This is a genomic window from Prosthecomicrobium sp. N25 (assembly GCF_037203705.1).
GTDB lineage: Bacteria > Pseudomonadota > Alphaproteobacteria > Rhizobiales > Ancalomicrobiaceae > Prosthecodimorpha.
On the sequence record NZ_JBBCAT010000001.1, the window covers coordinates 2,454,291 to 2,479,340 of the forward strand.

At 67.7% G+C, this 25,050-nt stretch carries 26 protein-coding genes, 1 tRNA gene and 2 pseudogenes; 6 read left to right on the plus strand and 23 right to left on the minus strand.

Annotated elements, in window-relative coordinates; all coding sequences use genetic code 11:
- Positions 1-39: 39 nt before the first annotated feature.
- From WBG79_RS11165 to nusG, 5 genes are all read right to left on the minus strand, one after another.
- Positions 40-942 carry a hypothetical protein gene (locus WBG79_RS11165; RefSeq protein ID WP_337357181.1) on the minus strand — a complete coding sequence of 301 codons (903 nt, stop codon included), beginning with the start codon at positions 940-942 and terminating at the stop codon, positions 40-42.
- 31 nt (positions 943-973) lie between these two features.
- On the minus strand, positions 974-2,059 hold the full coding sequence (locus WBG79_RS11170; protein ID WP_337357182.1) for a Gfo/Idh/MocA family protein: 1,086 nt from the start codon (positions 2,057-2,059) through the stop codon (positions 974-976).
- A 3-nt stretch (positions 2,060-2,062) separates the two neighbouring features.
- Positions 2,063-2,647, minus strand: coding sequence for a glycosyltransferase (locus WBG79_RS11175; protein ID WP_337357183.1), 585 nt, complete (start codon positions 2,645-2,647; stop codon positions 2,063-2,065).
- Complete coding sequence (locus WBG79_RS11180) at positions 2,593-3,033, minus strand: UDP-N-acetylglucosamine--LPS N-acetylglucosamine transferase (RefSeq protein WP_337357184.1); 441 nt, start codon at positions 3,031-3,033, stop codon at positions 2,593-2,595. Before WBG79_RS11180 ends, WBG79_RS11175 begins: the two co-directional genes overlap by 55 nt.
- Before the next feature lie 99 nt (positions 3,034-3,132).
- Positions 3,133-3,681: a transcription termination/antitermination protein NusG gene (gene nusG / locus WBG79_RS11185; protein ID WP_337357185.1), complete on the minus strand. Its 549-nt coding sequence runs from the start codon at positions 3,679-3,681 to the stop codon at positions 3,133-3,135.
- A 1,217-nt stretch (positions 3,682-4,898) separates the two neighbouring features.
- On the opposite strand from nusG, the gene WBG79_RS11190 reads away from it, so the two are divergent.
- Positions 4,899-5,906 (plus strand): helix-turn-helix transcriptional regulator, encoded by a 1,008-nt coding sequence (locus WBG79_RS11190; RefSeq protein ID WP_337357186.1) that lies wholly within the window; start codon positions 4,899-4,901, stop codon positions 5,904-5,906.
- A gap of 277 nt (positions 5,907-6,183) precedes the next feature.
- Positions 6,184-6,277, plus strand: a tRNA-Ser gene (locus WBG79_RS11195).
- A 265-nt stretch (positions 6,278-6,542) separates the two neighbouring features.
- Here WBG79_RS11195 and WBG79_RS11200 read toward each other — a convergent pair.
- Positions 6,543-6,743, minus strand: coding sequence for a DUF1127 domain-containing protein (locus WBG79_RS11200; protein ID WP_337357187.1), 201 nt, complete (start codon positions 6,741-6,743; stop codon positions 6,543-6,545).
- Positions 6,744-7,057: 314 nt separating this feature from the next.
- On the opposite strand from WBG79_RS11200, the gene WBG79_RS11205 reads away from it, so the two are divergent.
- Complete coding sequence (locus WBG79_RS11205) at positions 7,058-7,366, plus strand: hypothetical protein (protein ID WP_337357188.1); 309 nt, start codon at positions 7,058-7,060, stop codon at positions 7,364-7,366.
- Between the two features lie 62 nt (positions 7,367-7,428).
- On the opposite strand, the gene WBG79_RS11210 is transcribed toward WBG79_RS11205, so the two are convergent.
- Together WBG79_RS11210 and WBG79_RS11215 are read right to left on the minus strand one after the other, a co-directional pair.
- Positions 7,429-8,331 carry an HpcH/HpaI aldolase/citrate lyase family protein gene (locus WBG79_RS11210; protein WP_337357189.1) on the minus strand — a complete coding sequence of 301 codons (903 nt, stop codon included), beginning with the start codon at positions 8,329-8,331 and terminating at the stop codon, positions 7,429-7,431.
- 315 nt (positions 8,332-8,646) lie between these two features.
- A complete protein-coding gene (locus WBG79_RS11215; protein WP_337357190.1) occupies positions 8,647-9,273 on the minus strand; it encodes a DUF6151 family protein in 627 nt (208 codons plus the stop codon).
- 237 nt (positions 9,274-9,510) lie between these two features.
- On the opposite strand from WBG79_RS11215, the gene WBG79_RS11220 reads away from it, so the two are divergent.
- A complete protein-coding gene (locus WBG79_RS11220) occupies positions 9,511-11,301 on the plus strand; it encodes an adenylate/guanylate cyclase domain-containing protein (RefSeq protein ID WP_337357191.1) in 1,791 nt (596 codons plus the stop codon).
- A 145-nt stretch (positions 11,302-11,446) separates the two neighbouring features.
- Here WBG79_RS11220 and WBG79_RS11225 read toward each other — a convergent pair whose 3' ends face one another.
- From WBG79_RS11225 to WBG79_RS27610, 7 genes and pseudogenes are all read right to left on the minus strand, one after another.
- Positions 11,447-11,986, minus strand: a complete 540-nt coding sequence (locus tag WBG79_RS11225) for a universal stress protein (RefSeq protein WP_337357192.1) — start codon at positions 11,984-11,986, stop codon at positions 11,447-11,449.
- Positions 11,987-12,059: 73 nt separating this feature from the next.
- Positions 12,060-12,173: pseudogene (locus WBG79_RS11230) on the minus strand (IS3 family transposase); the annotation flags it as partial.
- Between the two features lie 72 nt (positions 12,174-12,245).
- Positions 12,246-12,389, minus strand: a pseudogene (locus WBG79_RS11235) (recombinase family protein); the annotation flags it as partial.
- Between the two features lie 823 nt (positions 12,390-13,212).
- Positions 13,213-14,112, minus strand: a complete 900-nt coding sequence (locus WBG79_RS11240; RefSeq protein ID WP_337357193.1) for an EamA family transporter — start codon at positions 14,110-14,112, stop codon at positions 13,213-13,215.
- Between the two features lie 306 nt (positions 14,113-14,418).
- On the minus strand, positions 14,419-15,480 hold the full coding sequence (locus tag WBG79_RS11245; protein WP_337357194.1) for an alkene reductase: 1,062 nt from the start codon (positions 15,478-15,480) through the stop codon (positions 14,419-14,421).
- A gap of 67 nt (positions 15,481-15,547) precedes the next feature.
- On the minus strand, positions 15,548-16,507 hold the full coding sequence (locus WBG79_RS11250) for a LysR family transcriptional regulator (RefSeq protein WP_337357195.1): 960 nt from the start codon (positions 16,505-16,507) through the stop codon (positions 15,548-15,550).
- A 249-nt stretch (positions 16,508-16,756) separates the two neighbouring features.
- The gene (locus WBG79_RS27610) at positions 16,757-16,921 is read right to left on the minus strand and encodes a copper-binding protein (RefSeq protein WP_443147452.1); all 165 of its coding nucleotides are present in this window, start codon (positions 16,919-16,921) and stop codon (positions 16,757-16,759) included.
- Between the two features lie 587 nt (positions 16,922-17,508).
- On the opposite strand from WBG79_RS27610, the gene WBG79_RS11255 reads away from it, so the two are divergent.
- A complete protein-coding gene (locus tag WBG79_RS11255) occupies positions 17,509-18,195 on the plus strand; it encodes a DUF1345 domain-containing protein (protein ID WP_337357196.1) in 687 nt (228 codons plus the stop codon).
- Between the two features lie 531 nt (positions 18,196-18,726).
- Here WBG79_RS11255 and WBG79_RS11260 read toward each other — a convergent pair.
- From WBG79_RS11260 to WBG79_RS11285, 6 genes are all read right to left on the minus strand, one after another.
- Positions 18,727-19,383 carry a CatB-related O-acetyltransferase gene (locus WBG79_RS11260; protein ID WP_337357197.1) on the minus strand — a complete coding sequence of 219 codons (657 nt, stop codon included), beginning with the start codon at positions 19,381-19,383 and terminating at the stop codon, positions 18,727-18,729.
- A gap of 206 nt (positions 19,384-19,589) precedes the next feature.
- Positions 19,590-19,730 (minus strand): hypothetical protein, encoded by a 141-nt coding sequence (locus tag WBG79_RS11265; RefSeq protein WP_337357198.1) that lies wholly within the window; start codon positions 19,728-19,730, stop codon positions 19,590-19,592.
- A 235-nt stretch (positions 19,731-19,965) separates the two neighbouring features.
- Positions 19,966-20,454, minus strand: coding sequence for a DoxX family protein (locus WBG79_RS11270; protein ID WP_337357199.1), 489 nt, complete (start codon positions 20,452-20,454; stop codon positions 19,966-19,968).
- 10 nt (positions 20,455-20,464) lie between these two features.
- On the minus strand, positions 20,465-21,220 hold the full coding sequence (locus WBG79_RS11275; RefSeq protein ID WP_337357200.1) for a DNA-binding domain-containing protein: 756 nt from the start codon (positions 21,218-21,220) through the stop codon (positions 20,465-20,467).
- Positions 21,221-21,235: 15 nt separating this feature from the next.
- Positions 21,236-22,111: an MNIO family bufferin maturase gene (gene bufB / locus WBG79_RS11280; RefSeq protein ID WP_337357201.1), complete on the minus strand. Its 876-nt coding sequence runs from the start codon at positions 22,109-22,111 to the stop codon at positions 21,236-21,238.
- A 66-nt stretch (positions 22,112-22,177) separates the two neighbouring features.
- A complete protein-coding gene (locus WBG79_RS11285) occupies positions 22,178-22,465 on the minus strand; it encodes a BufA1 family periplasmic bufferin-type metallophore (protein WP_337357202.1) in 288 nt (95 codons plus the stop codon).
- Between the two features lie 198 nt (positions 22,466-22,663).
- On the opposite strand from WBG79_RS11285, the gene WBG79_RS11290 reads away from it, so the two are divergent.
- Positions 22,664-23,548 carry a LysR family transcriptional regulator gene (locus WBG79_RS11290; RefSeq protein WP_337357928.1) on the plus strand — a complete coding sequence of 295 codons (885 nt, stop codon included), beginning with the start codon at positions 22,664-22,666 and terminating at the stop codon, positions 23,546-23,548.
- A 9-nt stretch (positions 23,549-23,557) separates the two neighbouring features.
- Here WBG79_RS11290 and WBG79_RS11295 read toward each other — a convergent pair whose 3' ends face one another.
- Entirely contained in the window at positions 23,558-24,253 is a 696-nt protein-coding gene (locus tag WBG79_RS11295) for a redoxin domain-containing protein (RefSeq protein WP_337357203.1), read from the minus strand.
- The gene (locus WBG79_RS11300; protein ID WP_337357204.1) at positions 24,250-24,954 is read right to left on the minus strand and encodes a peroxiredoxin-like family protein; all 705 of its coding nucleotides are present in this window, start codon (positions 24,952-24,954) and stop codon (positions 24,250-24,252) included. Before WBG79_RS11300 ends, WBG79_RS11295 begins: the two co-directional genes overlap by 4 nt.
- Between the last annotated feature and the right edge of the window lie 96 nt (positions 24,955-25,050).

A 25,050-nucleotide genomic window follows, 5' to 3' on the forward strand; every position in this document is an offset into this window, starting at 1 on the left:
ACCCGGCTCCGTCCAAGGCGCCCGTAGGACGGCTCGTCATCACGCCGCCGGAACCGGGTGGGCGATCGTCCCGCTCTCCGGGGCCGGGAAATGCCGCGCGATCGCGGCCGCCGTCTTGCGGATGTTCTCCCGCCCCGACGCCCCGAAGACGATCGCCTCGACCCGCTTCAGCCCCGCCACATACGCGATCGCCTCGTCGGCCGGGATCGCCCCCGAGGCCAGCACCGACATGGCGATCGGCCGGAAGCGCCGCGTCGCGATCGTCTCCTCGTAGAGCGCGATGCCGCCGCTCATGCGGAAGCCGATCTTGTTGATGTTCGAGCAGACGATCGGGTTGTCGATGCCGAGCCGGTCCAGCACGTCGAGCAGGCGCGGCGTGTTCATGGTGATGAAGCCCGGCTCGGCGCCGTAGGCCTCGCCGACATGGTCCGCGAAGATCCTGAAGGCCTGGTCGAAGCCCATGCCCAGGAGAAGGTCGGTCACCACGTTCTGGATGAAGATCACCGGGGTGCTCAGCCCGCGGAACATCGACATCTCGGCATCGATCAGGAGCTTGGCGATATTCGTCACGTCCTTGGTGGCGAGCGAGGTCGCGCCCCTCAGGAGCCCGGAGAGCGCGCCGCCCTGGGGAAGGAACCGTCGCAAGGCCTCCAGCATGCCGTGCTCGGTGACGGCGTTGGCGTATTTGTGCGCATAGGGCATGCAGGGGTAGAAGACGAAGTCCCGGTACCGGTCCGGGTTGGCCCGCACGTGGTCGCAGATCTGGGCGATCCGGTCGTGGGTCGTGCACATGAAGGTGCGGATGCCCTCGTCATAGGCCATGTCGAGAACGCGGATGATCTCGCCGAAGTCCTGGAACCGCATCGCCTGCGCGCGCGCCTTCTCCTCCGACATGTGGTTGACCCCGAAGAACTGATTGTCGCCGAACAGGATTCGGTCCACGGGCTGGCCTCCGGATGGGATCGACGATGGATCAGGAAAAACGGAAGACGCGCTTGACGAGCCCGCCTCGGGCGGGGCGCGCCGCCGCCGGTTCCGCGCGCTCGCCGAGCGCATCGCGCTGGATCTGGTGGATTACCGTGTCCGTCAGCAGGGCGGAGGAGAAGGGCGAAACGTTCTCGATCGACCGATTCTCGATCGACGAGAAGAAATGGTCCATCTGTGCGGAGTATTCCTCGCCCCGCAGATAGTAGCTGACTTCGGAGGTCAGATCCGTCGTGTAGCGGACGTTCCAGCCGCTGTTCAGCCCCAGGGCGGCGCCGTTGCTTCCCCGGTAGAAGACCTGGATCTCCTGCCGGTCGGCCGTGATGCGGCCGTCCGTTCCCCAGACCGTGATCTTCATCGACATCTTGCGGAAGCTCTCGTCGCTCCAGTTGGCGGCGAGCTGCCCGCGCATGCCCTGGCCGTAGTCGAAGGTGGCGTAGACCTCGTCGTCGACGTCCGCCGAGTAGATCCGGTTCAGCACCGACCCGGAGACTGCCCGGGGCGGACCCACGAGGTAGTTCATCAGGTCGATCGCGTGCGAGGCGTAGTCGTAGAGGCAGCCCCCGCCCTCGCGCTTGTTGGCCCGCCACGTCGCCCCCTTCGGCTGCAGGACCACCGGTCCGTAGGCCTCCGCGCGAACATGGTGGACGCTCCCGATCGCGCCGGCCTGGAGCAGACGGTGCGCCTCCTGGAAAGCACCGACGAAGCGGTAGTGATACCCGACCTGGTTGACCACGCCCTGTGCCCGCGCGAGATCGACGAGCGACCGTGCTTCGTCGAGGTCGAGGCAGAACGGCTTTTCGCAGAAGACGTGCAGGCCGCGCTCCAGGGCGGCCCGGACGATCTCGCCGTGGTAGCGCGACGGCGTGGAGATCACCACCGCGTCGAGCGCCTCGGAGGCGAGCAGCGTCTTGTAGTCCGTATAGGTCTTCAGGCCGGTATACTTGGACAGCACGTCCAGGAGATAGCCGGCCGTGTCGCAGACCGCGACCAGCTCGACCGACGGGTGCGAGCGGACGATGGCGAGGTGGGAGATGCCCATCTTGCCCAGCCCGATCAGGGCGACACGGATCATGGCTCAGCCTCGCGTCAAGGTGGAGTTGGAGGAGGGTTTCGGCGGGTCCCTGCGGACCGCGTCCGCGATGGCGCGCCGGAGGCGGTCCGTGAAGGCTCGGGGCGCGGTCTTCGAGAAGCCGTCCCCGCTGGGTCTCAGCCCCCGCCCTTCCGCGATCTTGGCGGCGAGGTCCTCGTCCTTCTCGCAGACCACGATCCCCGGCTTGCCGCGCAGCCAGGCGGCCGTGTGCAGCTGGTGGTCGGTCGTGTGCTCGCGGAGCGCCGCGTAGCGGGGCACGATCACGATCGGCTTGGCGTGCTCGAAGGCCGCGAACACCGTGCCGGTGCCGGCATGGGAGACGATGAGCGAGGCCGAGGCGACCTTCTCCTCGAAGCTCCGCCCGTCGAGCATGCGGCTCCAGGGCACATGGACCGGCTCGTAGCGACCCGTACCGATCTGGATGTGCGCCTCCTCTTCCGGATGGGCGGCCGCCCATGCGTCGAAGCTGCGCACCAGCCGGTCGAACGGCAGCATGGAGCCAACGGTTACGAAGATCAGAGCACCGCCCCCCAATGCTGGGGGCCCTTCGGGCCGGCGAGATGGGGCCATTGGGTCAGCCACTCGTCCGCGAACCAGCGCGCGGCCGACCCCGAGGAGGACAGCCGATCGCAATTCGCGATGCTGTCGATCCAGATGGTCTTCGACCGCAGGAGCAGCTTCGCCAGCGCCATGCACAGGAGGGCGGGCGCCGACCCGGTGGTGACCACGACCGCCGGGCGCTCGCTCCAGAGGATCTTCAGGAGCCGCAGGGTCAGCAGGGGCAGGGAGCCGAGGGCGAAGCGGCTGAAGTCCGGGAAGGTGTGGAAGCGCATGCCCGGCACGTCGGCGCGGGAGGTCTCGAGGACGGTCGCGTAGGCGACGTCGAAGCCCTCGAAGGCCGGCATGATCCGCCGCATCTCGATCCAGTGTCCGCCGCCCGATGCGATCGCGAGCACGGTTCCTTGACGGGATGTCCGAAATGGCATGGGGCGAGGACGAGGGGATCTGGCGAGGGGGCCGGGCGGCGCGGTCGGCCGCGGGACGGAACGGGGGTGTCAGGCCGGGATGAGCGCGTCGAGGGTTGAGGTGACCCGGAAGCCGCCATTGAGGACGTCGAGGAGCAGCTTCACCCGCCCCTTCCCGTCGAGGGATTGCAGGACGCCGAGCGCGTCAGCGAAAGGCCCGGACACGAGCCGGACGCGATCGCCCTCCTGCAGACCCGACCGGAAGCGGATCAGTCCGCCGTCGTCCGCCGAGGCGATCAGGCTCTCCACCACGCCGCCGAGCACCGGCTTCGGGCCCTCGCCCTCCATGATCAGCGACGTCACGCCGATGGTGCCATTCACGGACCGCCAGCGCTGCCGGCCGGTGTCCAGTTCCACGAAGACGTAGCGGGGAAAAAGCGGCGCCCGGATCTGCTCGAAGCGCCGGGCATGCCGGCGCGTCGCCGTGATGCGGGGCAGGAAGGTCCGGAAGCCCTGGCGGGCCAGGTTCACCTCCGCGACCGCTTCCTTGTGGGGCAAGGTCGCCGCCACGTACCAGCGTGTCGTCCCGAGGGCCACGCCGGGCGCCGCCGGCCGGCCGTCCTCCGTCTCGCCGCTCATCGCATCCCTCCGGTGCCGTCCGCCCGGGTGCCCGAACCACCTCCTGCGCCCCTGTCGCGGTCGACTCGCCGGGCGACCCGCGACGCCTGGACAGTGCAGCGAGTCCCCGGCCCGTCCGGTGCGCGAGGGGCTCGGCGGCGCGCTCGCCCGCCGCTGGCAGCAAGCAAGGTTGCAGTAATCATGATCTACGAACGCGTGAAAACGAAGTTGATCGCATCGGCGGTCATAGGCGCCCGCGGGCTCGTCATGAGATGGATCGACCCCGCCGTTGTGGTCCTACGGGGCGATTCCCGACATCCCGGGGACGCCCGCGTTTGCAATGCAGCATGGCGCAAGGTTCGGCGTGGATCGGTGGTCCGGCGCTCCGTCCCAGTCCGACTTCGCGCCACCGACCGCTTTCGCCACGCTACCGCCATCGGGGTGACTGCCCTCCAGCCGCCCTGTGTGACGCGCAAAATTTCAGGCCGGAGCCTGCCGAAAAAGGGACCGGGATCACCCGTTGTGGAGGCGTGGGCCGCCTCATTCTCGGGAGTTCCCGACGCAGCCGTATGCAAGAAGGCCCGTGAGGAACCTCCATTACGTTACGGTAGCAGCAAGAAAAGCGGCCTTGGCGCTTCGACACAATACCCCAAACGGTGTAGAGCTGGCTAAGAATTGGGCGCGGTCAAGAATTAAGCGGTCGATTGGCTCGCCGCGGCCCCGTGACAGGGCGGCTGCCGCGCGCCGGCGGGTGACCCGGCGTCGGCTCACACGGGGCGCCCGGCCCTGCCCGACGGCGGGTTCAATGCCGCAAGACCCTGGCGAGGGTCCGCGTCGACGGCGGGTGACGAGCATCGCCACCCGAAGCCTTTCGGTCAAGCCGCGTCGCTGCGTCGCAGCATTGAAAAGCCCCGCGTCTGACGCGCGACGTACAACTCAGGCGGGATTCAGAGGATAAAGCATCCATGGCGAGTTATTCTCTGTCACATCTTGCATGTGAGAAAAAGGGACCTTGTCTTTCGAGGCAATCCGAAGAAAATGAGGGAACGACAGAGATGTTGCTTCAGAATTTGCGTGAAAAACTTTAGGCAAAGTGGAATATGTTGAGGGATACGCACTCCGTCACGGCGCGATCGCGGCCGGCAGCGATGGCCGGGTCGGCTTCGCCGTCGAACGAACGGGACGGTCCGACGGGTCAGGCTCCGCGGGGTCTCCGCGCCGGCGACGGGACAAGGTCGGTGGGGCAGGGTGCGGGTCTCCCGGAGGATGCGCGTGTCCGGATCGATGCCGCGGACGACCTCCAGATCGTCGCGGAGCTGTCTGAGGCCATCCTGGCGGTAGGGGCCGATCCGACGCGGGCGGACGCCGCGCTCGCGCTGCTGCTGGCCCGTCTTCCGGGCCTGGCGGGGGGACTGTCCGGCCGTCCCGGCTCCGCGCTGGAAAGCCTCGCCGCCCTGGCGGGAGAGCCTGGCTCGCCCGGCACCGGGATCCTGAGCCCTCCTCCGGACCGGGTGCGGACGGGCCGGGCCGACGGCGACGGGCCGGCCCTGGCGGTTCGCGACGGCCCGGATGCGATCCGGATCCTGGCCGCGCTTCGGCCGAGCCTCCGTGCGGCCCTGCGCCTCGGCGGCCCGAACTCCGTGGGTGCGGAGGCCGGCCTGCCCGATCTGCGCCGCATCGTCGAGGCCATGCCGCTCCCCTGCCTCGCGGTCGATGGCGTCGCCCGCATCCTCGGCGCGAGCCCATCCGCCATCGGCCTGCTTGCCGGAACGGGCCCGCTCGCCGACCAGGACGGCCGGCTCGTGCCGCGCGGGCCTGCCCTCCCGGCGGACGAACTGACGGCGGCGATCCACGGCGCCCTGCGCCCGGGCGCGACAGAGCACCGGCTGCCCGTCCGCGATCCCTCCGGCAGGCTGCGCGGCCTCGTCTGCGTGGCGCCGCCCGCCTGTCCCCCGCCCGTCCCCGGGGAGGCGCCCGCGGCCCCGGCCGGCTTCGTCGTCGTCGTCCTGCGCGGCTTCGACCCGCCCGGTCCGGAGCTCCGCAGGTCTCTCGCCGACGTGTTCGGGCTCACGCCGTCCGAGGCGGAGATTTCGCTCAGGCTGGCGAACGGACAGACCCTGGCCGAACTTTCGAACGACCTGGGCATATCGACCCAGACCGCGCGAAAGCACGTCAACAACATCTTTGACAAGACGGGCTGCCGGCGCCAGGCCGAGCTCGTCGCCAAGGTCCTCCTGCTGGCCTGAGGCGGCGATCGCCCGTACGGCCACCTCTCGTCCGGCGCCCGGGCCGAGCCGCCCCCTCCGCGCCCGATCTCCAGGCTCGCGTCGGTCTCCTTGACCTGGACGAGCGGCGCACGGGAGCGCGACGGGCCCACCCGTTCTCGAGCCGCGTCCTCAACCGCCGACCGCCGCCGCGCCCCGTCCCGGTCCGACCCGCTTCCGCTTCCCGTCACGCTTTCCGCGTAATCCGGCGGGATCGGGTTGACCGCACCCCGACGCTTCGTCTAGGGATTTCGTCGTCGGAGCCGTGGCCGAGAGGCTGAAGGCGGCGGTTTGCTAAACCGTTATACGGGCTTAAACCCGTATCGAGGGTTCGAATCCCTCCGGCTCCGCCATTCATCACGGCTTCTGACGCTCTGATGCGCTCGCCGAGACCGGAGGACGTCGAAGCTCTCCGGGCCGGCGGCGCGCCGGGCGCGCTCGACGACATCCCTACCCACGATCCCCGCCTGGTTGGAACCCCGAGTTTCGCGCCCGCCAAGAACCGCCCGGGCTCACGCAGGTCAGTTTGCTGGACCAGCTTTTCGTCGGCCTCCAGCCCCCGACAAGGTTGAGCCGGCTGACGCCGTCCACCACGTGGACTTCCCGTCTCCGAGCGCGTCAGCAACCGCGATCCACCGCGTACTCAATCGCGCCGCGAGAGAGCCCCATGTCGGCAAGCAGGCGGTCGTCCATCGCCTCCAGCCGCTTCATGTCGGAGCGGTGCCGGAGGGACTTGGCGATCCGGGCGGCCGTACGGGCCAGCCAGTTCGCGTGAATGGGATCTTCGGTGATGGTTCCGATCAGTGTGGCGGTGCTCATGGCAATTCCTCTCGCTGTTGGGGCGAGCGGAATAGCAAACTGCCGACGAACCTCGCCTGAAGCCGCCGTTAAGCCGGTATTCAAGTCGGCAACATCAAAGGAGGCTGCCCATGCGAGAAGTGCGAGCGCCTACGTCACGAAGCACTGCATGGTCTCGACGATGGAGACGCGCCGGATCGGACCGAACCCGACGCCGCGCTCGGCCTCTTCGATCTACGACTACCCAAACGTGGCGGTTCTTGAGGATTTGGGTACCGCCCGGGAAGCTTGAGAAGCTCGCGGGCGCGGCTAGAGATGCATCGGTGGTGTTACATATGACTTCCGCGCCGTTTGCGCCGATGATGTGGGTAGAGCCGGGAATGTCAAATTGGGCCTACCGCGATCGCGTTTCATACCCGCGCTGGGCCAACGAAGACCACATTGAGCCGGTCCCTGGCAGCGCCGTCGACTTTAACCAAGTGGAGCAGTGCATCCGGGATCTCTGCGATCGCTTCGACGTGCGAGACTTCGCCTTCGATCCGCAACTCGGGCCGCAAATGTTGACGGGCCTGCAGGAAGACGGCTTTCTGGTCACTGCAATGCGCCAGGTTCTGACCGCCGCGATGTCCGCTCCACCAGCTTGATCGCGCTCTTGGCGAGCCCAAGTCCCTGCGTGCCGGCAAAGGCCGGTTGAGAGGGCGCAAGCCTAACGAGGCGCCGATACGGGACGCGACGCGCGGGCGAACTGATCCGCCCGGGCGAGAAGCCGCTGCGCGTTGCGGTAGGCCGGCGGCTCGATCCAGAGACCGTCGACGAGCGCGCGGTCCTTGCCCTCCGCCCGCGCGGCCTCGAACCCTGCGACGACGCGACGGGCCGCCTCGATCTGTTCCTCGCCCGGCGTGAGCACCCGGTGAATGGCGCCAACATGCGCGGGCGTGACGGTGCTCTTGCATCGGTAGCCGAGACGGCGGGAGCGGAGGGTCTCTCGTTCGCAGCCCGCTTCGTCGGAATAGGTGTAGGGAGCGTCGATCGGCTCGATTCCCGCGGCCCGGCACTCCAGCAGGAAGCGTCGGCGGGCGTAGGCGAGTTCGTCGCCGTCGGGTCCGCGCTCGGCCATCAGGTCGGCGGCGAGGTCCTCGGCGCCGAGCAAGCAGCTCCGAACCCGCGCGCTGGCCTGCGCCATTTCCTCAAGCCGGACCACGCCGAGCGCAGTCTCTGCCGTCGGGACGATCTCAATGCCGCCCGGCCGCAACCCTTGTGCGACCTCCCGCTGCTCGATCGCGTCGGCGAGCGCGATGATCTGCCGACCACCGTCCGCCTTCGGCAACAGGATGAGCGCCGGCTCGCCCGCGATGACGGCATCGAGATCCTCGAGGCCGCCGTCGTCGAGCCGGTTCACTCGCACAGCCACTATGCTGCCCGCCGCCCGGGCCCTCGCGAACAGCGCCGAGGAGCGCCGCCGCGCCTCGTCCTTCAGAGTGGGCGGTGTGAAGTCCTCCAGGTCCTGCACCAAGACGTCGGCGCGGGCATCGATCGCGTCGGCGTGCGCCCGAGCATCCGCTCCGGCGACGAACAGCACTGAACGGCGGAGGTCGGGTGGTCGATCCATGAACGCCTCCCTTCGACGGGTAATCCTACGAGTTCGGGCCGCCGCTGTCATCGCGCTCATACCACAACTTCAAGTTAGGCCTTTGGGCACGATGAGGCCGCGCAGGTCAGGCGCCGGAGAGAGGCACCAGGCCGTCGCCACGATTTTTGAGCGTATGGCCGCTTTCCCGGCCGCTCGCGGGAGAACTGAGCCACAGCACGGCGTTGGCGACGTCCTCCGGATGTCCCGGGCGTGCTGTGAGGGTGCCCGGTTGCAGCATCCGTTGCCGGATGGTCTCGTCGATGCCCGCCTCGGCATGGTTTCGGCGTTCGATCTTTAGCGTCGAGAGCCAGATAACAAGCGGAGCCGCTCGCGCTCGGCGGGCGAGACAGTGGTCATCACGAAGCGGCTCTTGTCGCTTGCCCGATCGAAGAAGGGATGCGGCCAGGTCCACCCGGAGAGGCGCCACTTCAACACCTTGGCGATCGCCCGTGCCATCAGCCAGAGCGATATGCCCCTGGAGCCGGGCGGCGTCTCGCCGACGGCGAATTCACCCTTGATCGCGCCGATCGGCGGGCGGAACACCGCATCGGGGTCCTGCCCGTCGGTCCTAAACACCGCCGCCATGACGCCGACGAAAGGGATGGTCGGACTCACCATGTTGCCGACCGGCGTATTGCAGCATGTCGCGTAGTATCGGTGAAGCCCGCGCGACGTCAGTCGTACGCCGCCGATTTTCTCTTCGCCCTTGGTGAAACTCATAGCGGCCGGCGCCAGCTGGACAATGTCGGAGCCTCCGTGGTCATCGAGCAGGTCCGCCCGGTCGAGCCAATGCGCGAAGGCTTGGCAGTCGTCGCAGTAACAGATGACGCGGTTGACGGAGGCGGGCGCGGCTCGGACGACCATGCCCCGAACCTCACCGCAGCGGCAGCCAAACGTCACCGTCGTCTCGTTCCTTGGCATCGGTTGGGCTCCTCGTTCGTGTCCGGATCTCAGTCCGTTTCTCTATCACCGCCGCCGCGATGGCCGGTCCCCAGGGCTTCCGCGCTCCGTCCACCGAAATACTAGTTGAACCAAATGGCTGCGGTCGCTGTTCGTGCCGTCCTGCCGGTACTTGTTCCCGAGCCTGCGATGCCCTCTGTCCCGGCCCGCTATTATCGGTCAGAATGTTGGCACGCCGCTGTCTGGACTTTCATGCCGATGGATACACAGGAACGACGGCTTGTCGCCGTGGTGGCGGCTGACGTGGTTGGCTATACGCGCCTCATGCAGGCGGACGCCGCCAGCACCTTGGCGGCGTTGCGTGGACTGCGTTCGGAACTCGTGGAGCCGCAGCTCCGCCGTTGCAATGGCCGGCTCGTCAAGCTGGTCGGAGACGGTTTCCTGGCCGAGTTCCGCTCCGCCCAAGAGGCGGTCGACTTCTCGAAATCCCTGCAGGCGGCGAACCGCGAGCCGGAGGTGCCGCCGCCCGAACAGCAGCGCTTGGTGCTCCGCATCGGCATCGGTCTCGGTGACGTCCTGGTCGAGGATGGGGACATTTTCGGCGACGGCGTGAACATGGCAGCCCGGCTTGAGCAGGCGGCCGATCCGGGCGGCATTCTCATATCGGCCGCCGTCCACGACCAGCTCGACCGCGCCGCACGCGCGGGCTTTGTCTTTGCGGGCGCGCTCAGCCTCAAGAGTTTCGAGAAGCCCGTCGACGCCTACCGCCTTGTCGGCCAGTCGACGGGGGCGAGCCCGCGCGCCACGAGGCACGCCGAGCGGCCGACGGTGGCGGTGATGCCGTTCGAGGACGGGAGCCCGGAAGGCGGCGAGGCGTGGTTCAGCGATGGCATGACGGACGATGTCACAACGGAACTGTCTCGGTTCCAGGATGTCCGCGTCATCACCCGATCGTCCACGTCGGCGCTCCGCGGTCGCGGCCTAGACCCGGTCGAGACCGGACGGCAGCTCGGCGCTGGCTATGTCCTGGAGGGGACGACCCGCCTCACGACGAACAGGGTGAGCATTACGGTGCGCCTCCTCGACACCGCGGCGGGGACGCAGGTCTGGGCCGATCGGTTCGATCGTCCGAGGGCCGATCTTTTCGACATACAGGACGAGATCTGCCGCTCGATCGTCGCCAAGGCGGCGCAGCGTGTCGTCCAACACAGCGAACTGACGGCGCGGCGCCGGCGACCGGAGGACGTCCGCGCCTACGAACTGTTTCTCCAGGGGCTCAAGGTCTCCGACGGCTTCACGCCGGAGCACGAAGCACAGGCCGCGGCATTCTACCGACAGGCGCTTGCGCTCGATCCCAATCTGGCACGCGCGTGGTCGGGTCTCGCCTTCCTGGAAGCCAACAAGGCGCTGGAGGTGGTCGGCGAAGTCGCCACGGGCAAGGCTCACCTTACCGAGGGCCTGGCCTTTGCCGAGAAGGCGAGAGAACTCGACCCCAACGACGCGCGCACCCATATGGTCGCCGCCAGCATGCGATTTCACCTGCGGGAATTCGATGCCGCCGTCCGGGCCGTGGACACGGCGAGGTCCGTCAATCCGAACGACCCCCTGGTGCAGCTGTTCTGGGGTTGGATTCATGGCTCGAATGGCGACCACGCGGAGGCGGTAGAGGCGAGCTCGCTCGCCCTCGAGCTCACGCCGCTTCACCCACGCTGGTACGATACCATTCACGGACGGCTGTTGTTCCTCGCCGGCCGCTACGCCGAGGCCGCCAGCCACCTGTCGGGACGAGCTTATCGATCGGATGCACGTCACTTGCGCGACCTCGGATTTCGTGCTGCCGCCTTGGCACTCGACGGGCGGGGAGACGAGACCGACGCCATCGTCCGCGAACTCGAGCAGGGACTGATCTCCGCGTGGCGCGGGAACCCTGCCGCGACACTGGGCGAGCGGTTGCGATGGGTTGCTCGGGCCGCGGGGCTGCGCTTGCCCGAGGACGAGCAACGCTTGCGCGATGGGTGGCAAAGGATCGGTCTGCCGGTGGCTGATTGACTTGATCCTAGCAGGCACGCAGCGCCGTATTGCCGCTTGCTGGACCAGCGCGTCACTGGCAATCGGTCTTGGGCTCCCGCGTTGGGAGACTGTTTATTCGCCTAAAGAGCTTTGCAACATATCCGATTAGATCCGTCAGAACCGCTCACGGCGGCGGCGCAAGCTTGACTGTGATGACCATGCAGGGTGCCCTTGCGACGTGGCCGGAAACGCTCCCCATTAGCAGGCGTTCCACGCCGCCGAGCCCACGGGTGCCAACCACGAGCACGTCCGGCGCTTCGGCGATGACGAAGTCGACGAGTTGGGCACCTGGACTGCCGGTCAAAAGACGTCGTTCAATACTTGTGACGCCCGCCCTCTGCGCGGTTGCCTCGGCCGCCTCTAGCAAGCCCTCGCCCACCACCCCGTTCATGGCGGCTGACCAGTCGCGATCGGCGCTGATCGCATCTTCGGTGATCTCGACGGGCACATGTCCGCTTCCCAGAGCAACGTCGCGAAGCCGCGCCGCGATCTTGTCACCGAATTCAGTGACGGCAAACCGAAATGCATTGCCCCGAAAAGGCTCGTCGGTAACAGCATGGCAGACGAAGAGCTGCGCTCCGTTCTTTACGGCTAAGTCACAGGCCACACCGAGTGCAGCATTTGCGGAATCGGAACCGTCAACACCCACCGCTACCTTTTTCATGACGACCTCCCAATCTTAAACTATAAAAACACACCTCAGTCACAACAGCATTGACAGACCGCAAAAGGAGGTCGACCGTTTGACGGATGCCGTGCTTGACCGCAAATTGCGAGATCTTCAGTTCGGTTCTGATCGCTTCCAAAGCCACCTTGGCTTTGAACTCGGCCGAATGCCGCTTCTTTTCCCCGTCATCGGGCCCATCCTCCCATCAGGGCGATCCAAGCTTAGCTCCCTTTCCTGTTATCAGCCGTCCGTTCTCGAGCGGCGGTTGCCCGCCCATCAAGATACCCTTCTTCTTCGAAGCCGCGATCTTGTCGCGGATCCGTTCGCCGATCACCTCACGCACGAACGGGGCGAAGGAGAGAAGAACGTTGAGCGTCAGCCGGCCCATCGACGAGGTGGTGTAACGCGGTCACCTACATCCATCGCGGCCATGTGCTCATCCCGCGCTCTGCGCCGTGGCTCGAGGACTTCCGGAAGGAGATTTCGGCTTTCCCGCACGGCCGCAATGACGACCAGGTCGACACTTTCGTGCAGGCCATTTTAAATGTTAAGAATCCGCATCTGAGGAGGGCGCGTGTGCCGTTCATGTAGAGCATTTTCGTACAGTGTTGCGAAGGCACTCAAAGTTCGCAAACAGGGCCTCTGTTCGGAGGAAGTGGAACGAGCTGGCAACTTCTAAGACTTCGACCCCGTTCCATCGCGTAGACCTTTCACTGCTTCGCCGCCCTATTCAATCCGTGCGAACGGGCCGACTGCCTGAGGCCGTCCGTCAGGACCGCCAGCACGTCGAGGCGGCATGCCCCGCCCTATTCGGTGCCGCCAGAGGAGGGAGCGGATTGCCGGCGCCTTCTTCGCTGCGGCCAGGGTGGAGAAATAGCCACTCTGAGCGCCGGGCTTGCCGAAAAGGTGGTGATGCGCTCCGACGGCGGCGGCAAGGTGCTCGCCTTCCTGAACCAGACTGTCAGTGCGGAGCGGGTAGTCCGGCGCTACGGCGGCCTCGTCCACAAGTTCGGTCGCGACCACCTGGAACTGATCCGCCCCGCCCGAAGCGACGGCCTGCCCGGCTTCATCAGTCGCGAACGCGGCTGCCTCCTGCAGACGACGGCGCAGGCGTTCGGATCGTCGACACCTACATGCTCCGCAACCGGAGAAGCTCGGCCACGTGGCTTTCCTGATCGGAGCCCCGCCCGGCGGCGCGTGGGAGCGCTGAGGGATGCCCCACGTCAGGGCCGGGCCCGGGATTCGCGTCCGGGCAAGACGAGGACGACGCCCGCCGCGATCAGAGCGGCCGCCGCGTAGGCCGAGATCGGGATCGCCTCGCCGAAGACGAGGGCGCCGGCGGCGAGGCTCACCACGGTCGCGACGTAGCCGACCTGGCTGGTGTAGACGGGGCCGGCGACCGCCTGCAGGACGAAGAACAGCACGAAGGCGACCGCCGATACGGCAGCGTGGGCGACGGCGAGACCGACTGGTACGGTGGCAAGGTCGGCAAGGCCGCCTCCGGCGGCCGCCGCGAGGCCGAGCAAGGCGGCGCCAGCCCCCATCGCGCCGGCAGCGTTGGCGAGCGGCACCGATCCGGCCGGCCAGATCCGGGCGCGCAGCACGTTGCCGACCGCGACCGACAGCGGCACGGCCATGGCCAGCGCCATCCATTCGGATTGGACGCCGTCGGCCGAATGGCCGCGCGGCAATAGCACGAGCAGCGCGCCGCCGAGGCCGAACGCGAAGCCCAGGATGCATCTCGGCGACGGCCGGACCATGCCGATCAGCGCCGTGATCGCGAGCGTCAGAATCGGCGGCAGCGTGTAGCCGATCCCGGCGAGGCCCGCGCCGATCATCGGCACGACCAGCGCGAGCAGCAGCTGTGGCAAGGCGATCGAGAACAGGCCGACGGCGCCGTAGTAGGCGAGGTGGTCCCTGTCTGTCCGGACGGGGTTGCCGCGCAGCATCGCCGCGCCCGCAAGCAGCACGGCGGCCGTGCCGGTCGAGGCGAAGGCCCAGCTCAGGGTCTGTGCGCCGGCGAGGCTCGCCAGACGCGTGATCGGAACGGCGGCGCCGACCAAGGCGCCGGTGGCGGCGAGCGCCGCGATCGGGGCGGCGCGGTGGAGTAAGGACGAGGGCATGGCACGATCCGGTCAGCGCATCACCCCGAGGGCGACGGCGAGGAGGAGGACGGATGGATAGGCGGTGGCGTCCGCGACGACGGCGGCGGTGCGACTCTGGGGAGAGCGCCGCCGCGCCGCGGCTTGGGCCGACGGACCGGGGTCGGTGCTGGCCGTCGACGGCGGCGCGCAGAGGGGTGTGGGCGTGCGCGCCGGCCCGACGAGCTCCGGGCCGGGTCGCTCCGGCCGCGACGAATGGCTCAGGCGCGCTCCTGTAGAGGGAGGACGGAATGAGCCCGGGCCGCCACCAGCACGGCCGGGCCGGGGTCAGGCGGCTCGGGCGGTGGCGGCGGGGTAGTCGACGTAGCCGCGAGCTCCGCCAGCGTAGTGGGTGGCCTTGTCGCTCGCGGCTAGGGGAAAGCCGAGGCGAATGCGTTCGGGAAGGTCCGGATTGGCGATGAAGGGCTCGCCGAACACAGCGCCGTCGGCCCGGCCGGTCGCGAGCAGGCCCGCCGCCCCGGCCGGGGTGAGGCCGCCCCCCACTAGCCATGCGCCGCCGAACAGCGGCCGCAGGCGGTCGGCGAGCCCGTGTGCGCCGTAGTCCACGATCTCGACGAAGGCCGCACGTCGGCGCGCGACGGCGGCGACCAGGGCCGTGTAGGTTGCGACCGGGTCGTCGTCAGAAACGTCGTTGAAGGTCATCTCGGGCGTGATCTTGATGCCGACCCGGTCGGCGCCGATCCGGTCGATCATGGCGTCCAGAACCTCCACGGCGAAGCGGATTCGGTTCTCCAGGGTCCCACCGTAGGCGCCGATGCGGCGGTTGGTGCCAGTGGAGAGGAATTGCATTGGAAGGTAGCCGGAGCCGGCGTGGAGCTCGACGCCATCGAAGCCCGCGTCCATAGCGCGGTCCGCCGCGTCGGCGAAGGCGTCAACGATGGCACGGATCTCCGGGACCGTGAGCGCGCGTGGGGTCTCGTGGGGAAGGACCCCGTCCTCCGTCCAGGTTCCGCCGGCCGGGCGGATGGCGGACGGGGCGACGGGCGTCTCGCCGATCAGCCGACGGTGGCTGATCCGGCCGACGTGCATGATCTGGGCTGCAATCCGGCCTCCGGCCGCGTGCACCGCGTCGGTGACGCGCCGCCAGGCCGCGACCTGGGCAGCGTCGGCAATGCCGGGCGTCCGCACGTAGCCTTTGCCGGTCGCAACGGGGTAAAGGCCCTCCGTCAGGATCAGGCCGGCGCTGGCGCGCTGGGCGTAGTACTCGGCCGTCAACGGGCCGACGAGGCCGGCGTTGTCGGCGCGACTGCGCGTCATCGCGGCCATCACGATGCGGTTGGCGGCGTCGATCGCGCCGAGGCGGAACGGGGAGAAGAGGAGGTCGGTCATGAAGCGGCTCTCGGGTTCTGCCGGCAGCTCTGTGAGACGACTGCCGCATACCCAAGAGATCGGTCATTCAGCCTTCCGGTTGTAGCCGCTCCTCGGCAGATGGATCATTCGCGATCCGTGAATGATCGATCTCCCAGGGCGGCCGCGCGAAGGCCGCTGCCATGAAGTCGACGAAGGCGCGGACCTTCGGCGAGAGATGCCGCCCACTCGGATAGACCGCATGGACCGCGACGGTGCCGATGTCATGGTCGGCCATGAGACGGCGGAGGCGACCGGTGGCGAGGTCCGCGGCGATGTAGCAAAGCGGGAAGATGCTGAGGCCGAGGCCTTCGAGCACCCCGTGGCGCAGTGCAAGGCTGGAGTTGGTCGAGAGCACCGGGTCCGGGACGTGCACGATTGCCCGGCCGTCCTTGTGGAAGGTCCAGCGCCCGGGCTCGGTGGCCAGCGTGTAGACCAGCGTCCGGTGGCCGGCGAGGTCGTCGGGCGTCGCGGGTTCGCCGGCCCGCGCGAGGTAGTCCGGGCTACCGCTAAGCACCAGTGGCATGGTGCAGAGGCGACGCGCGATCAGGCTAGAGTCCGGCAGCGCGGCACGCACGCGCAGACTGACGTCGAAACCCTCCTCGACCATGTCGACCGTGCGGTCGTTGAGGACGAGGTTGACCTTCACTTCAGGATGGCGGAGGCCGAAGCGCGCGATCGCCGGCGCGAAGGCCGTGACGCCCATCGCCATCGGCGCGTTCACCCGCAGCAGCCCGCGCGGGGCCGCCTGGAGCGCGCCGAGCGAGCGCTCGACGTCGTCGATCTCGTCCAGGATCCGGACACAGCGGTCGAAATAGGCGCGACCCGGTTCGGTCAGGCTCACCTTCCGGGTGGTACGCACCAGTAGGGCCGTGCCGAGCGCCTCCTCCAGGTCGCGGACGTGACAGCTCACGGCCGCGTTGGAGAGGTTTAGGGAGCGCGCAGCCGCCGCGAAGCCGCCACACTCGACCACCTTGCGGAAGGTTCGCATCGCAGTGAACTTATCCAACGAGCCCTCCATCCACTGGGACAGGCGTCGTGGAAGCCGCCCTGCTTCACGGGACCGTCGGGACGACGCGCAATCCACCTTACCTTGCGAATTGTAGACCGTCGCGGCCGCGGATCCTGGAAGCAGGTCTGGCCAAGGTGCATGCCGCGGCCATCTGGCCCGGGAGGGCCTTGAACCCGGCCCGGGCCGTCTGCCGTCTCGCTTGGTAACCGAGGTGGTCGGTACCCGAGGTGGTCGTGATGGAGCCGTTCACGCGGTCGGTCCCAAACGTGACCTAGTCGCCCGACCGTCACCTGCTTGAGGAAGGGCGGGGTCGGCGAAGAGGAACACCATGGTCACGGCATCCATGTCGAGGTTCAGGATCGGCGCGTTCTTGCTCGTTATCTTGCCGGCGGAGTTGTTGATCTTCTTGATCTGCCTGGAGACGGGCTAGGCCTGGGCGGCTACCCTCCGCATGACCTGCCCCGATTTTGCCCTCGCGCAAAACGAGAATCCGTTCTGGTTGTGAGCTGCCCCACATCCTTGGGCCGCCCGGCTCGGCCGTCCCCAGCGGGTCTCGGTCAGGGCGGCCCGTGTGCCGCTGACCGTTTTAGAAGCGCGATCGGATAATTTAAGCAACTCAATGACCTATGCTTGTTAACTGGCGGAGTTAAAGGCCTGCGGACTAGCCTATCCCGACCTTTTGGTAGTCGGTAGCCAAGCCGGCCTAACTCCTGAACGACTGTAATCCGAGGAGCGCGGCAATACAGAATTGCCGCGTTATACCCTTGCAGGTAGTCCGATCAGCAGGCTCGTTGGCAATCCGGCCCGCTGCCCTGAAGGAGCGCTTCCTCTCCCACCGCGTCTTCAACGTCGACGGCTCCGTCAAAGCCCAGAACGACCTCGTCGCGGAGACAAGACGTCTAGCCAGCCTCACTGCCTGCCCGTACCTCAAACAGGTTTGTACTTCACGAAATTGGTATAAGCTCCTGCGCTGGACACCTCCCCATCGTCGAGGTTGCATGCGGCAGGCCCAACCTACTTCTGTCGAACGCTTCAGACGCCGGGTTGTCGTCATCTGGAACACGCATCCGCGCGTGTTCGTCGCGACCGGGGTGGCCATTGCGGTCTATCTCATGTTGCCCGCGAGCCTCGACCTCTCCTCTAAGCTTCTGATCGCCTGGAGCATCGGCGGGTCCCTCTACATCGTGACCACTTGGTGGATGATGACAAGCGCCAGCGTACAGCAGGTGCGCCGCCGCGCGGTGGAGCGGGACGAGCGGGATGGGGTGATCGTCCTGATCATCGTGGCGGCGTCGGTGTCGAGCCTGGCGGCGATCGTCGCCGAACTCTACGGCCTGAAAAATGAGGCGACCCCCGCCGCCCCATGGCGGCTTGCTCTCGCGAGCCTGACGATATTCATTTCCTGGTTCCTCGTGCATACGACGATGGCGTTGCACTACGCTCACGAATACTACGGCGAGGGAAATATGCGCGCAGGCCTGGATTTCCCCGGGGATGAGAAGGATGTGGGCTACTGGGACTTTCTCTATTTCTCCTTCACTGTCGGCGCCACAGCGCAAACCTCGGATGTCGCAGTGGTCACGCCCGGCATGCGCAAAGTAGTGTTGATGCACGGCATCCTGTCGTTCCTCTTCAACACGACCATCCTCGCCCTGCTGATCAACGTAGGCGCCGGAGCCCTGTAGCGACCTCCCGCCCGGGCAGACGGCGATTGCGTCAGGCAGAAGAGGGCATGCGGACCCTGACAGGACCGGGGTCGCATTCGGATCGTCGTCTGACAGCGCGACCACGGTGTGCCGCACAAAGCCATGGTCCTGGTTGTTACACTCAAAGCGTGCTTTGAAAAGTTGCATAGCCCAGACTGTCTGGAGCTGCCGTTAGTGCTGCACAGGTTGACCTATTGTCATCATGAACGTTGCGAGTGCAGTCTATCGCGGTATGGTCGAATTGCGCCAGAACAGCTGAGACGGTTCCTCGACCGACCTCCAACCAGGTGACCGTATACCGCCGCAGATGGCAAGCGAAACCGCCGCGAGTTCTGTTCCGACTGCGGTTGGTAGTGGCCACGCCGCCAGGACAAGGTGACCGACATCGTTCGGCCGGCTTTCCTGGCAGCGGACCGACCGTACCCAGTCGTGGTCGGACATCGTGGGCAATGACTTGGATTCGTAACGCTTCGCACCGACCTCTCGCCACTTGAGCTAACGCGACCGTCATCATCGACGGGCTGGCGACCTGTTGCTGTCCACGAGAGATTTGAGATCTGCGACGCGGCCAGTCGCAATCGTTCGCACATGGGCAGTGATTTGTTCGATCGGCCAATCCCACCAGGCGAGATCGAGGAGATCGGCGATGTCGACATCCGAATGACGGTATCGGACCACACGCGCCGGATTGCCGGCCACGATGGCATAGGGCGGGACATCTGCGCTGACCACACTCTTGGCGCCTATCACCGCACCATGGCCGACGGACACGCCTGGGAGAATGGTGGCACCGAACCCGATCCAGACGTCATGGCCGATCGAGATGTCTCCCCGGTCGGGCCACTCGCTCGGCATCGAAGTCTCCCATCCTCCGCCGAATATCGCGAAGGGATAGGAGGATACCGTTTCAGTCAGGTGGTTGCCGCCATTGAGGATGAACGTCGCCCCGTCTGCGATGGAGCAGAACCGACCGATGACGAGCTTGTCGCCCACGAACGGGAAGACGTAGAGGACGTTGCGCTCGAAATCGAGCGGATCGCCGAAGGAGTGGTAGTAGGTGTACTCGCCTACGGCGATCTGCGGGTTCTTTATCAGAGGCTTCAGGAAGACGACCGACTCCTGGCCCGAGATCGGGTACAGGCAATGCGGATCAGGGCCGAAAGGCATCGCGGACCATCCAAGGTTCAGCATTTTCGAGACGGATGAATGCAGACGATTGACCGCGGCCAGCGGCAATGCTCTGCGAACGCGCTCGTCAATGCTTCATGGATGCATCCTCCCAAGAGCGGCGTAGCTACCACAACTGAAATCACGAGCCAAGTCACGCCGTCTGCTCCCTGTGAGCGCCCTCCTTTTTGATAGGCGCCGACCCATCACTCCGGAAAAGTCGGCTTGGCGTTAGCAACCTCGTCGAGCTGCAGGCGGACGAAGCGGTCGAGGCTCGCCCTTTGACCCTGCGGCTCCCAGCCAACTTCCGCTGCGATCTGCTGGCCGTAGCAGTTCGGCAAGTTCACGCACTTGTCTCGGACCAAGTGCACGAACGCGGTCAGGATGCGCCGGACATCGTCGCGATCGACCGTCTCATTTGTCGGCGACAGGCCTGGGCTCACACATGGGCCGGTTCGTTGGGAGGATGTCGCACCTGGGAACCCGCTTCCGCGCCGAGTCTTTGGACCTATGGCCGGGTCTTTTTTGCCCCTGCTCGAATGAGAACCATAACTGTCCGGCCTGGCCGGCATACCCAGGGCCTCAGGTCCGGGCCCTCGTGATTCTTGCGATGACGGCGTCGAGAGAAGCCCGACCGGGCCCGTACTTCAGGACGAAGAGCTGACACACCGCCCAAAGTCCATGCACCGCGTAGGCGTCCGGGTAGACGAAGATCTCGATCACCAGCGTCATGCCCAGCAGAACCAGGGCTGCGAAGCGGCTGGCCAGTCCGAGCACGAGCAGGACCGGCATGACATGCTCGGTGACGAGCGCCAAATGGGCGGCGATCCCCGGGTCGATCAGCGGCAGCCGATACTCTTCGCGGAACAGGTAGACCGCCGAGTCCGACAGGGTGAGCCAAGTTCCGTCCTCGACCTTGGTGCGGGCCGAGGACCAGAAAACCGAGGCAACCGAGATCCGCGCCACCAGGGCGATCAGCGAGTCCGGTATCAGCGTGCCGCCGGCGCGGACGAGGTCGGCGGCGCGGCGGGCGAGGGGGGCGGGGGGTGTGTGCAGGGCGAGCAGGCTCATGGTGGTCTCCTCAGGCGTCCAGGGACAGCGCGGCACCCGCGCGGATCAGGGTGGCGACCGCGGCCGGCGGGTCGAACCGGGGATCGACGGCGAGGCCGGCTTCCAGGGCGCGGGCGAGAGGCTCCCCGCGCTGCAGGAGATCGAGGAAGACGGCCTCCCCGGTACCCAGGCACTCGACGCGCACGGCGAGGCGGGGCCGCGTGACGAGCGCCGCCTCGGGCATCCAGTCTTGGAGGCTCGCTGGTTCGCCGACGCCCTCCTGCATCGACCAGATCGTCACGATAGGGTGACGGGATCGCACCAGGCGGGCCGCCGGGTGCATCCGCACCCGGACCGCGTCGAGACGGTCCGGCGGGACCGCGAGCGCCTCCGGGCCGGCGGGACGGGCGTCGGCAGCATGGTAGGCCTCGCCTCGCGCCCATTCGAGCCGCATCAGGTCGCCCAGATACGGGACGGGATCGGCCGGCGGGAAGCCGTCGACGAAGGCCGGGAAATCCGCTCCATAGGCAAAGAGCATCGGCGTGTGCGGCGGGAAGGCGCGCACGTAGAGGCACGCCATCGCCCGGAAGAACCTATCCCCGAGGATCCGGGCGGCGACGGGATAGCGGGCGGCGAGCGCGTTCACGAGGCCGCCGACCACGTTGTTGCGGTACACGGCGAAGCGCGCTTCGGCTTCGTCGGCTGCGGTCGCCGCCGAGCGCACGGGGCAGGGTAGGCCCGGGTCCAGGAGTGCGGCCGCGAAGCGGTCGTGGGCGGAGGGCATCATGGCCGGCCTCCTTCCTCAGGCGGCGAGCCCGACGCTCGCGCGAGCCATCACGGCTTCGGCGAGGGCGGCTTCGGCGGCGAGCACGCGCCAGGGCGGCACGTCGTTATCCCATTCGATCAGGGTCGGGCAGGGCCCGATCCGGCGGATGGTGTCGAAATAGAGGGCCCAGACCCCGTCGCCGACCGGGCGGTCGTGCGTGTCGATCGCCAGGCGGGCTCCCGTCGGCAGCGTCTCTGTCGCGTGGCCGGCGAGGTGGATCTCCGCGACGTGGGCGACGGGTAAGCGCGCCAGGTAGGATTCCGGCCGGAAGCCGTGGTTGGTCGCCGAGACGACCACGTTGTTGACGTCGAGCAGGAGTCCGCAGCCCGTAGCCCGGGCGACTTCGCCGAGAAACTCGGTCTCGGGGATCAGGCTCTCCGGAAACACGATCACGGTCGCGGGGTTCTCCAGCAGCATTCGCCGGCCGAGCCGCTCCTGCACCTGGTCGACGTGGTCGATAACGCGCGCCAGGGTCGCCTTCGTATAGGGCAGGGGCAGGAGGTCGTTGAGGTACGCGTCGCCGTGGCTCGACCAGGCGAGATGCTCGGAGAACATCTCCGGCTGATAGAGGTCGACCAGTCGCGCCAGCCTGGCGAGATGGTCCTCGTCGAGACGCCCGGGACCTCCGATGGACAGCCCGACCCCATGCAGCGACAGGGGATAGCGGTCCCGGATCTCACGGAGCGCGGCGTGGGGCGCTCCCCCGGCGCCCATGTAGTTCTCGGCATGAACCTCGAAAAAGCCGATGTCCGGCTCCCGGTCGAGGATCTCGTCGAAATGCTCGGCCTTGAGGCCGACGCCGGCACGGTTGGGCAGCCCGGACCAGCTGCCCTGGCACGATGGAGACGGCATAGCGCTTCTCCCGATGGTGGGATGGGGAGCCGGACCCGGCGGTGCGCGCCGGCTCCGGCAAGGCCTTCAGGCAGGACGCTTGACCGGGTCGAGGGACCCGGGTCCGAACGGAGTCGAGAGCGAGACGCAGGTGCCCTTGGGCACGAGCTTCCAGGCGTTGCCCTGGTAGTCGACCTTCGAGGTGCCGGCGCAGGTCGTGCCCGGCCCGGCGGCGCAGTCGTTCTTGCCCGCCAGGGAGACGCCGTAGCACTTCTCCTTGGAGGCGTCGTCGGCCCGGGCGGGGCCGGCGAGGAGCGTGGCGGCGCCCGCGAAGGCAGCCGCGAGGGCGACGGAGGTGGCGATCTTGGTGCTCATGGTCGAGATCCGTGGTTGGCGGTGGAAGCGGCGTCCTCGGCTTGCAGGCCATGCGGATCGCCGCCGACGCCCTGGATCATGCCGGCCGGATCGGCCCCACTGAAATGCCGATAAGCTGCCAATTCCATAGGGGACTGCTATGGTGCCGTCCTGCGAAGTCCGAGTATCTGATCGCGGCGGGAGGGGGTTCCCGTGGAGATGCATCAGATCCGCTATTTCCTGGCAGTCTGCCGCACGCTGAACTTCACGCGCGCGGCGGAGAGCTGCCATGTCGCCCAGCCGTCCCTGACCCGCGCCATCAAGCTCCTGGAAGCGGAACTCGGCGGCGACCTTTTCCGGCGCGAGCGCAACCTCACCCACCTGACCGACTTCGGCCAGCGCATGCTCCCGCTCCTGCGCCAGTGCTACGACAGCGCAGCAGCCGCCAAGACGCTCGCCACGTCGATGCGCACCGGTGTTTCCGCCACGCTGGCCCTCGGTCTCTCGCACACGGTGAGCATGGCCCTGCTGGTAGAGCCCCTGGCGGAGCTGACGCGGGTCTTCCCCGGCCTCGACCTGCGCTTCGTCCGCGGGACGGCGCCGGAACTGGCCGAAAGCCTCAAGAAGGGTGACGTGGCGCTGGCGATCGCCGGCCCGCTCGGTGAGACCTGGGAGCGGCTCGACCGCTGGCCTCTCTTCGACGACGCCTTTCGGGTCGTGGTCGGCCCGGGGCACCGGCTCGCCGGCTCGCCGTCTGCGAGGCTGGAGGATCTCGCGGCCGAGCGGCTGCTCGCCCGGTCCTACTGCGAGTCCATGGCCGACTTGGACGCCTGCCTGCGCGACCGCGAGATCGACTGGGCCCGCCGCCACGAGGTCGTCTCGGACCCGGATCTCCTCCAGCTCGTGCGCGCCGGCCTGGGCATCGCCATCCTGCCCGAAAGCGCCGCACCGCGGGATCTCGATCCGGTGCCGATCGACGGGCTCGACCTGCGCCGCTCCGTGGCGCTCTATGGCGTCGCCGGCCGCGAACGCTCCCCGCCCGCTACCGCCCTCCTGAAGCTCCTCCGCGCCCGTGACTGGGAGACCGCGCTGGCGGCGGCCTGAGTCCGGAGTTCAGGCGAGGGCGGCCAGGATGGCGTCCAGGTCCATGCGGTTGCGGAAGTCCGGATCGACGAAGCGGGCCCGCACGAGCCCGTCGCCGCCGACCACGAAGGTCGCCGGCAGGGGCAGCAGCCAGGCCGCGTTGCCCTGGAACAAGTCCAGCGACCAGCCCCGCCCCGCCATGAGCGCGCGCAAGCCGTCCCCGACCCACATGGCGAGGCCGAGGGAGAGCGCATAGGCGTTGTCGAGGTCGGTGAGCACCACGATCCGGTCCCCGAACCGCGCCTGCAGCGGCGCCGTGTAGGTCTGGTGTTCGGGCATGATCGACACGATGCGCGCGCCCAGGGCGGCGAGCGACCGCTGCGCGGCCGCCAGCGCCTCGAGTTCCAGGGCACAGAACGGGCACCAGTGGCCGCGGTTGAAGCTGATGACGGCGGGGCCCTCCGCCAGCACGGCCTCGAGGCTGACCATCGAACCGGCCGGGTCCGTGAGCAGGAATGGCGGCATCCGGTCGCCCGGACCGGGGGCTTGGCTGCCCGCCTCCCCGGCGGCGAGACGCCTGACAAGCTGGTCGTACTCGGCGACGAACGGGGAGTTCAGCCGCCGCATAGCTGATGAATAGGCAGCGAGCCGCTCGCGGAGGGGCACCTCCATGGCGAAGATTTCCGCCAAGGCCTCCGGCAGGGTCGACGCGACGGTCCGGGTCATGCCGACCGGCCCGCCGCCAGCGCAGCCACGATCTCGGACAGCTCCATCCGCATGCGGAAGTCGGCTTCGACTCGTCGGGCCAGGACACGCCCGTCCGGGCCGACCACGAAGGTCGCCGGGACGGGCACGACCCAGCCGTCCGAGCCGTGCACCGCCGCGAGGTCGAGCCCCTGGCCGAGCATGAGCCCCTTCAGCCCTTCGCCGAGCCACATGCCGAGCCCCAGGGAGAGCGCGTAGGCGCAATCGACGTCGGTGAGAACCGAGAGCCGCCCGGTCACGGCGGCCGGAAGACGGCCCGCGAAGGCCTGGCGGTCCGGCATGATCGAGACGACCCGGGCCCCGAGGGCCGCGAGATCGCGATGGGCCTCCGCCAGCGCCGTGAGCTCGATGCGGCAGAAGGGGCACCAGTGGCCGCGGTTGAAGCTGACGACGACCGGCCCCGTGCGGTTGAGGTCGCCCAGCGAGACGAGCCGCCCCGACCGGTCTGGGAGGAGGAAGTCGGGCATGGGGTCGCCGACCTCCGGGGCCGCCTCGCCGACCTCACCCGCCCGCAGCCGGTCGACGAGCTCCTGGCCCGCCGACACGAAGGGGGACCCGGCCTCGGTCTGGCGCTCGACATAGAGGGCGAGCCGGCGCCAGAGCGGCGCGTCCAGAGCGCAGATTTCGGCCAGCGCATCGGCCAGGCTGGGGGTCCTTGTCACATCGAGCACCGGACGCGCCGGAGAGGCGCTTGTCGAGACCAGAATGCACGCTTCCGACGGCCGCCGCCAATAGCCGTCCTCTATCGAAACCGGAGA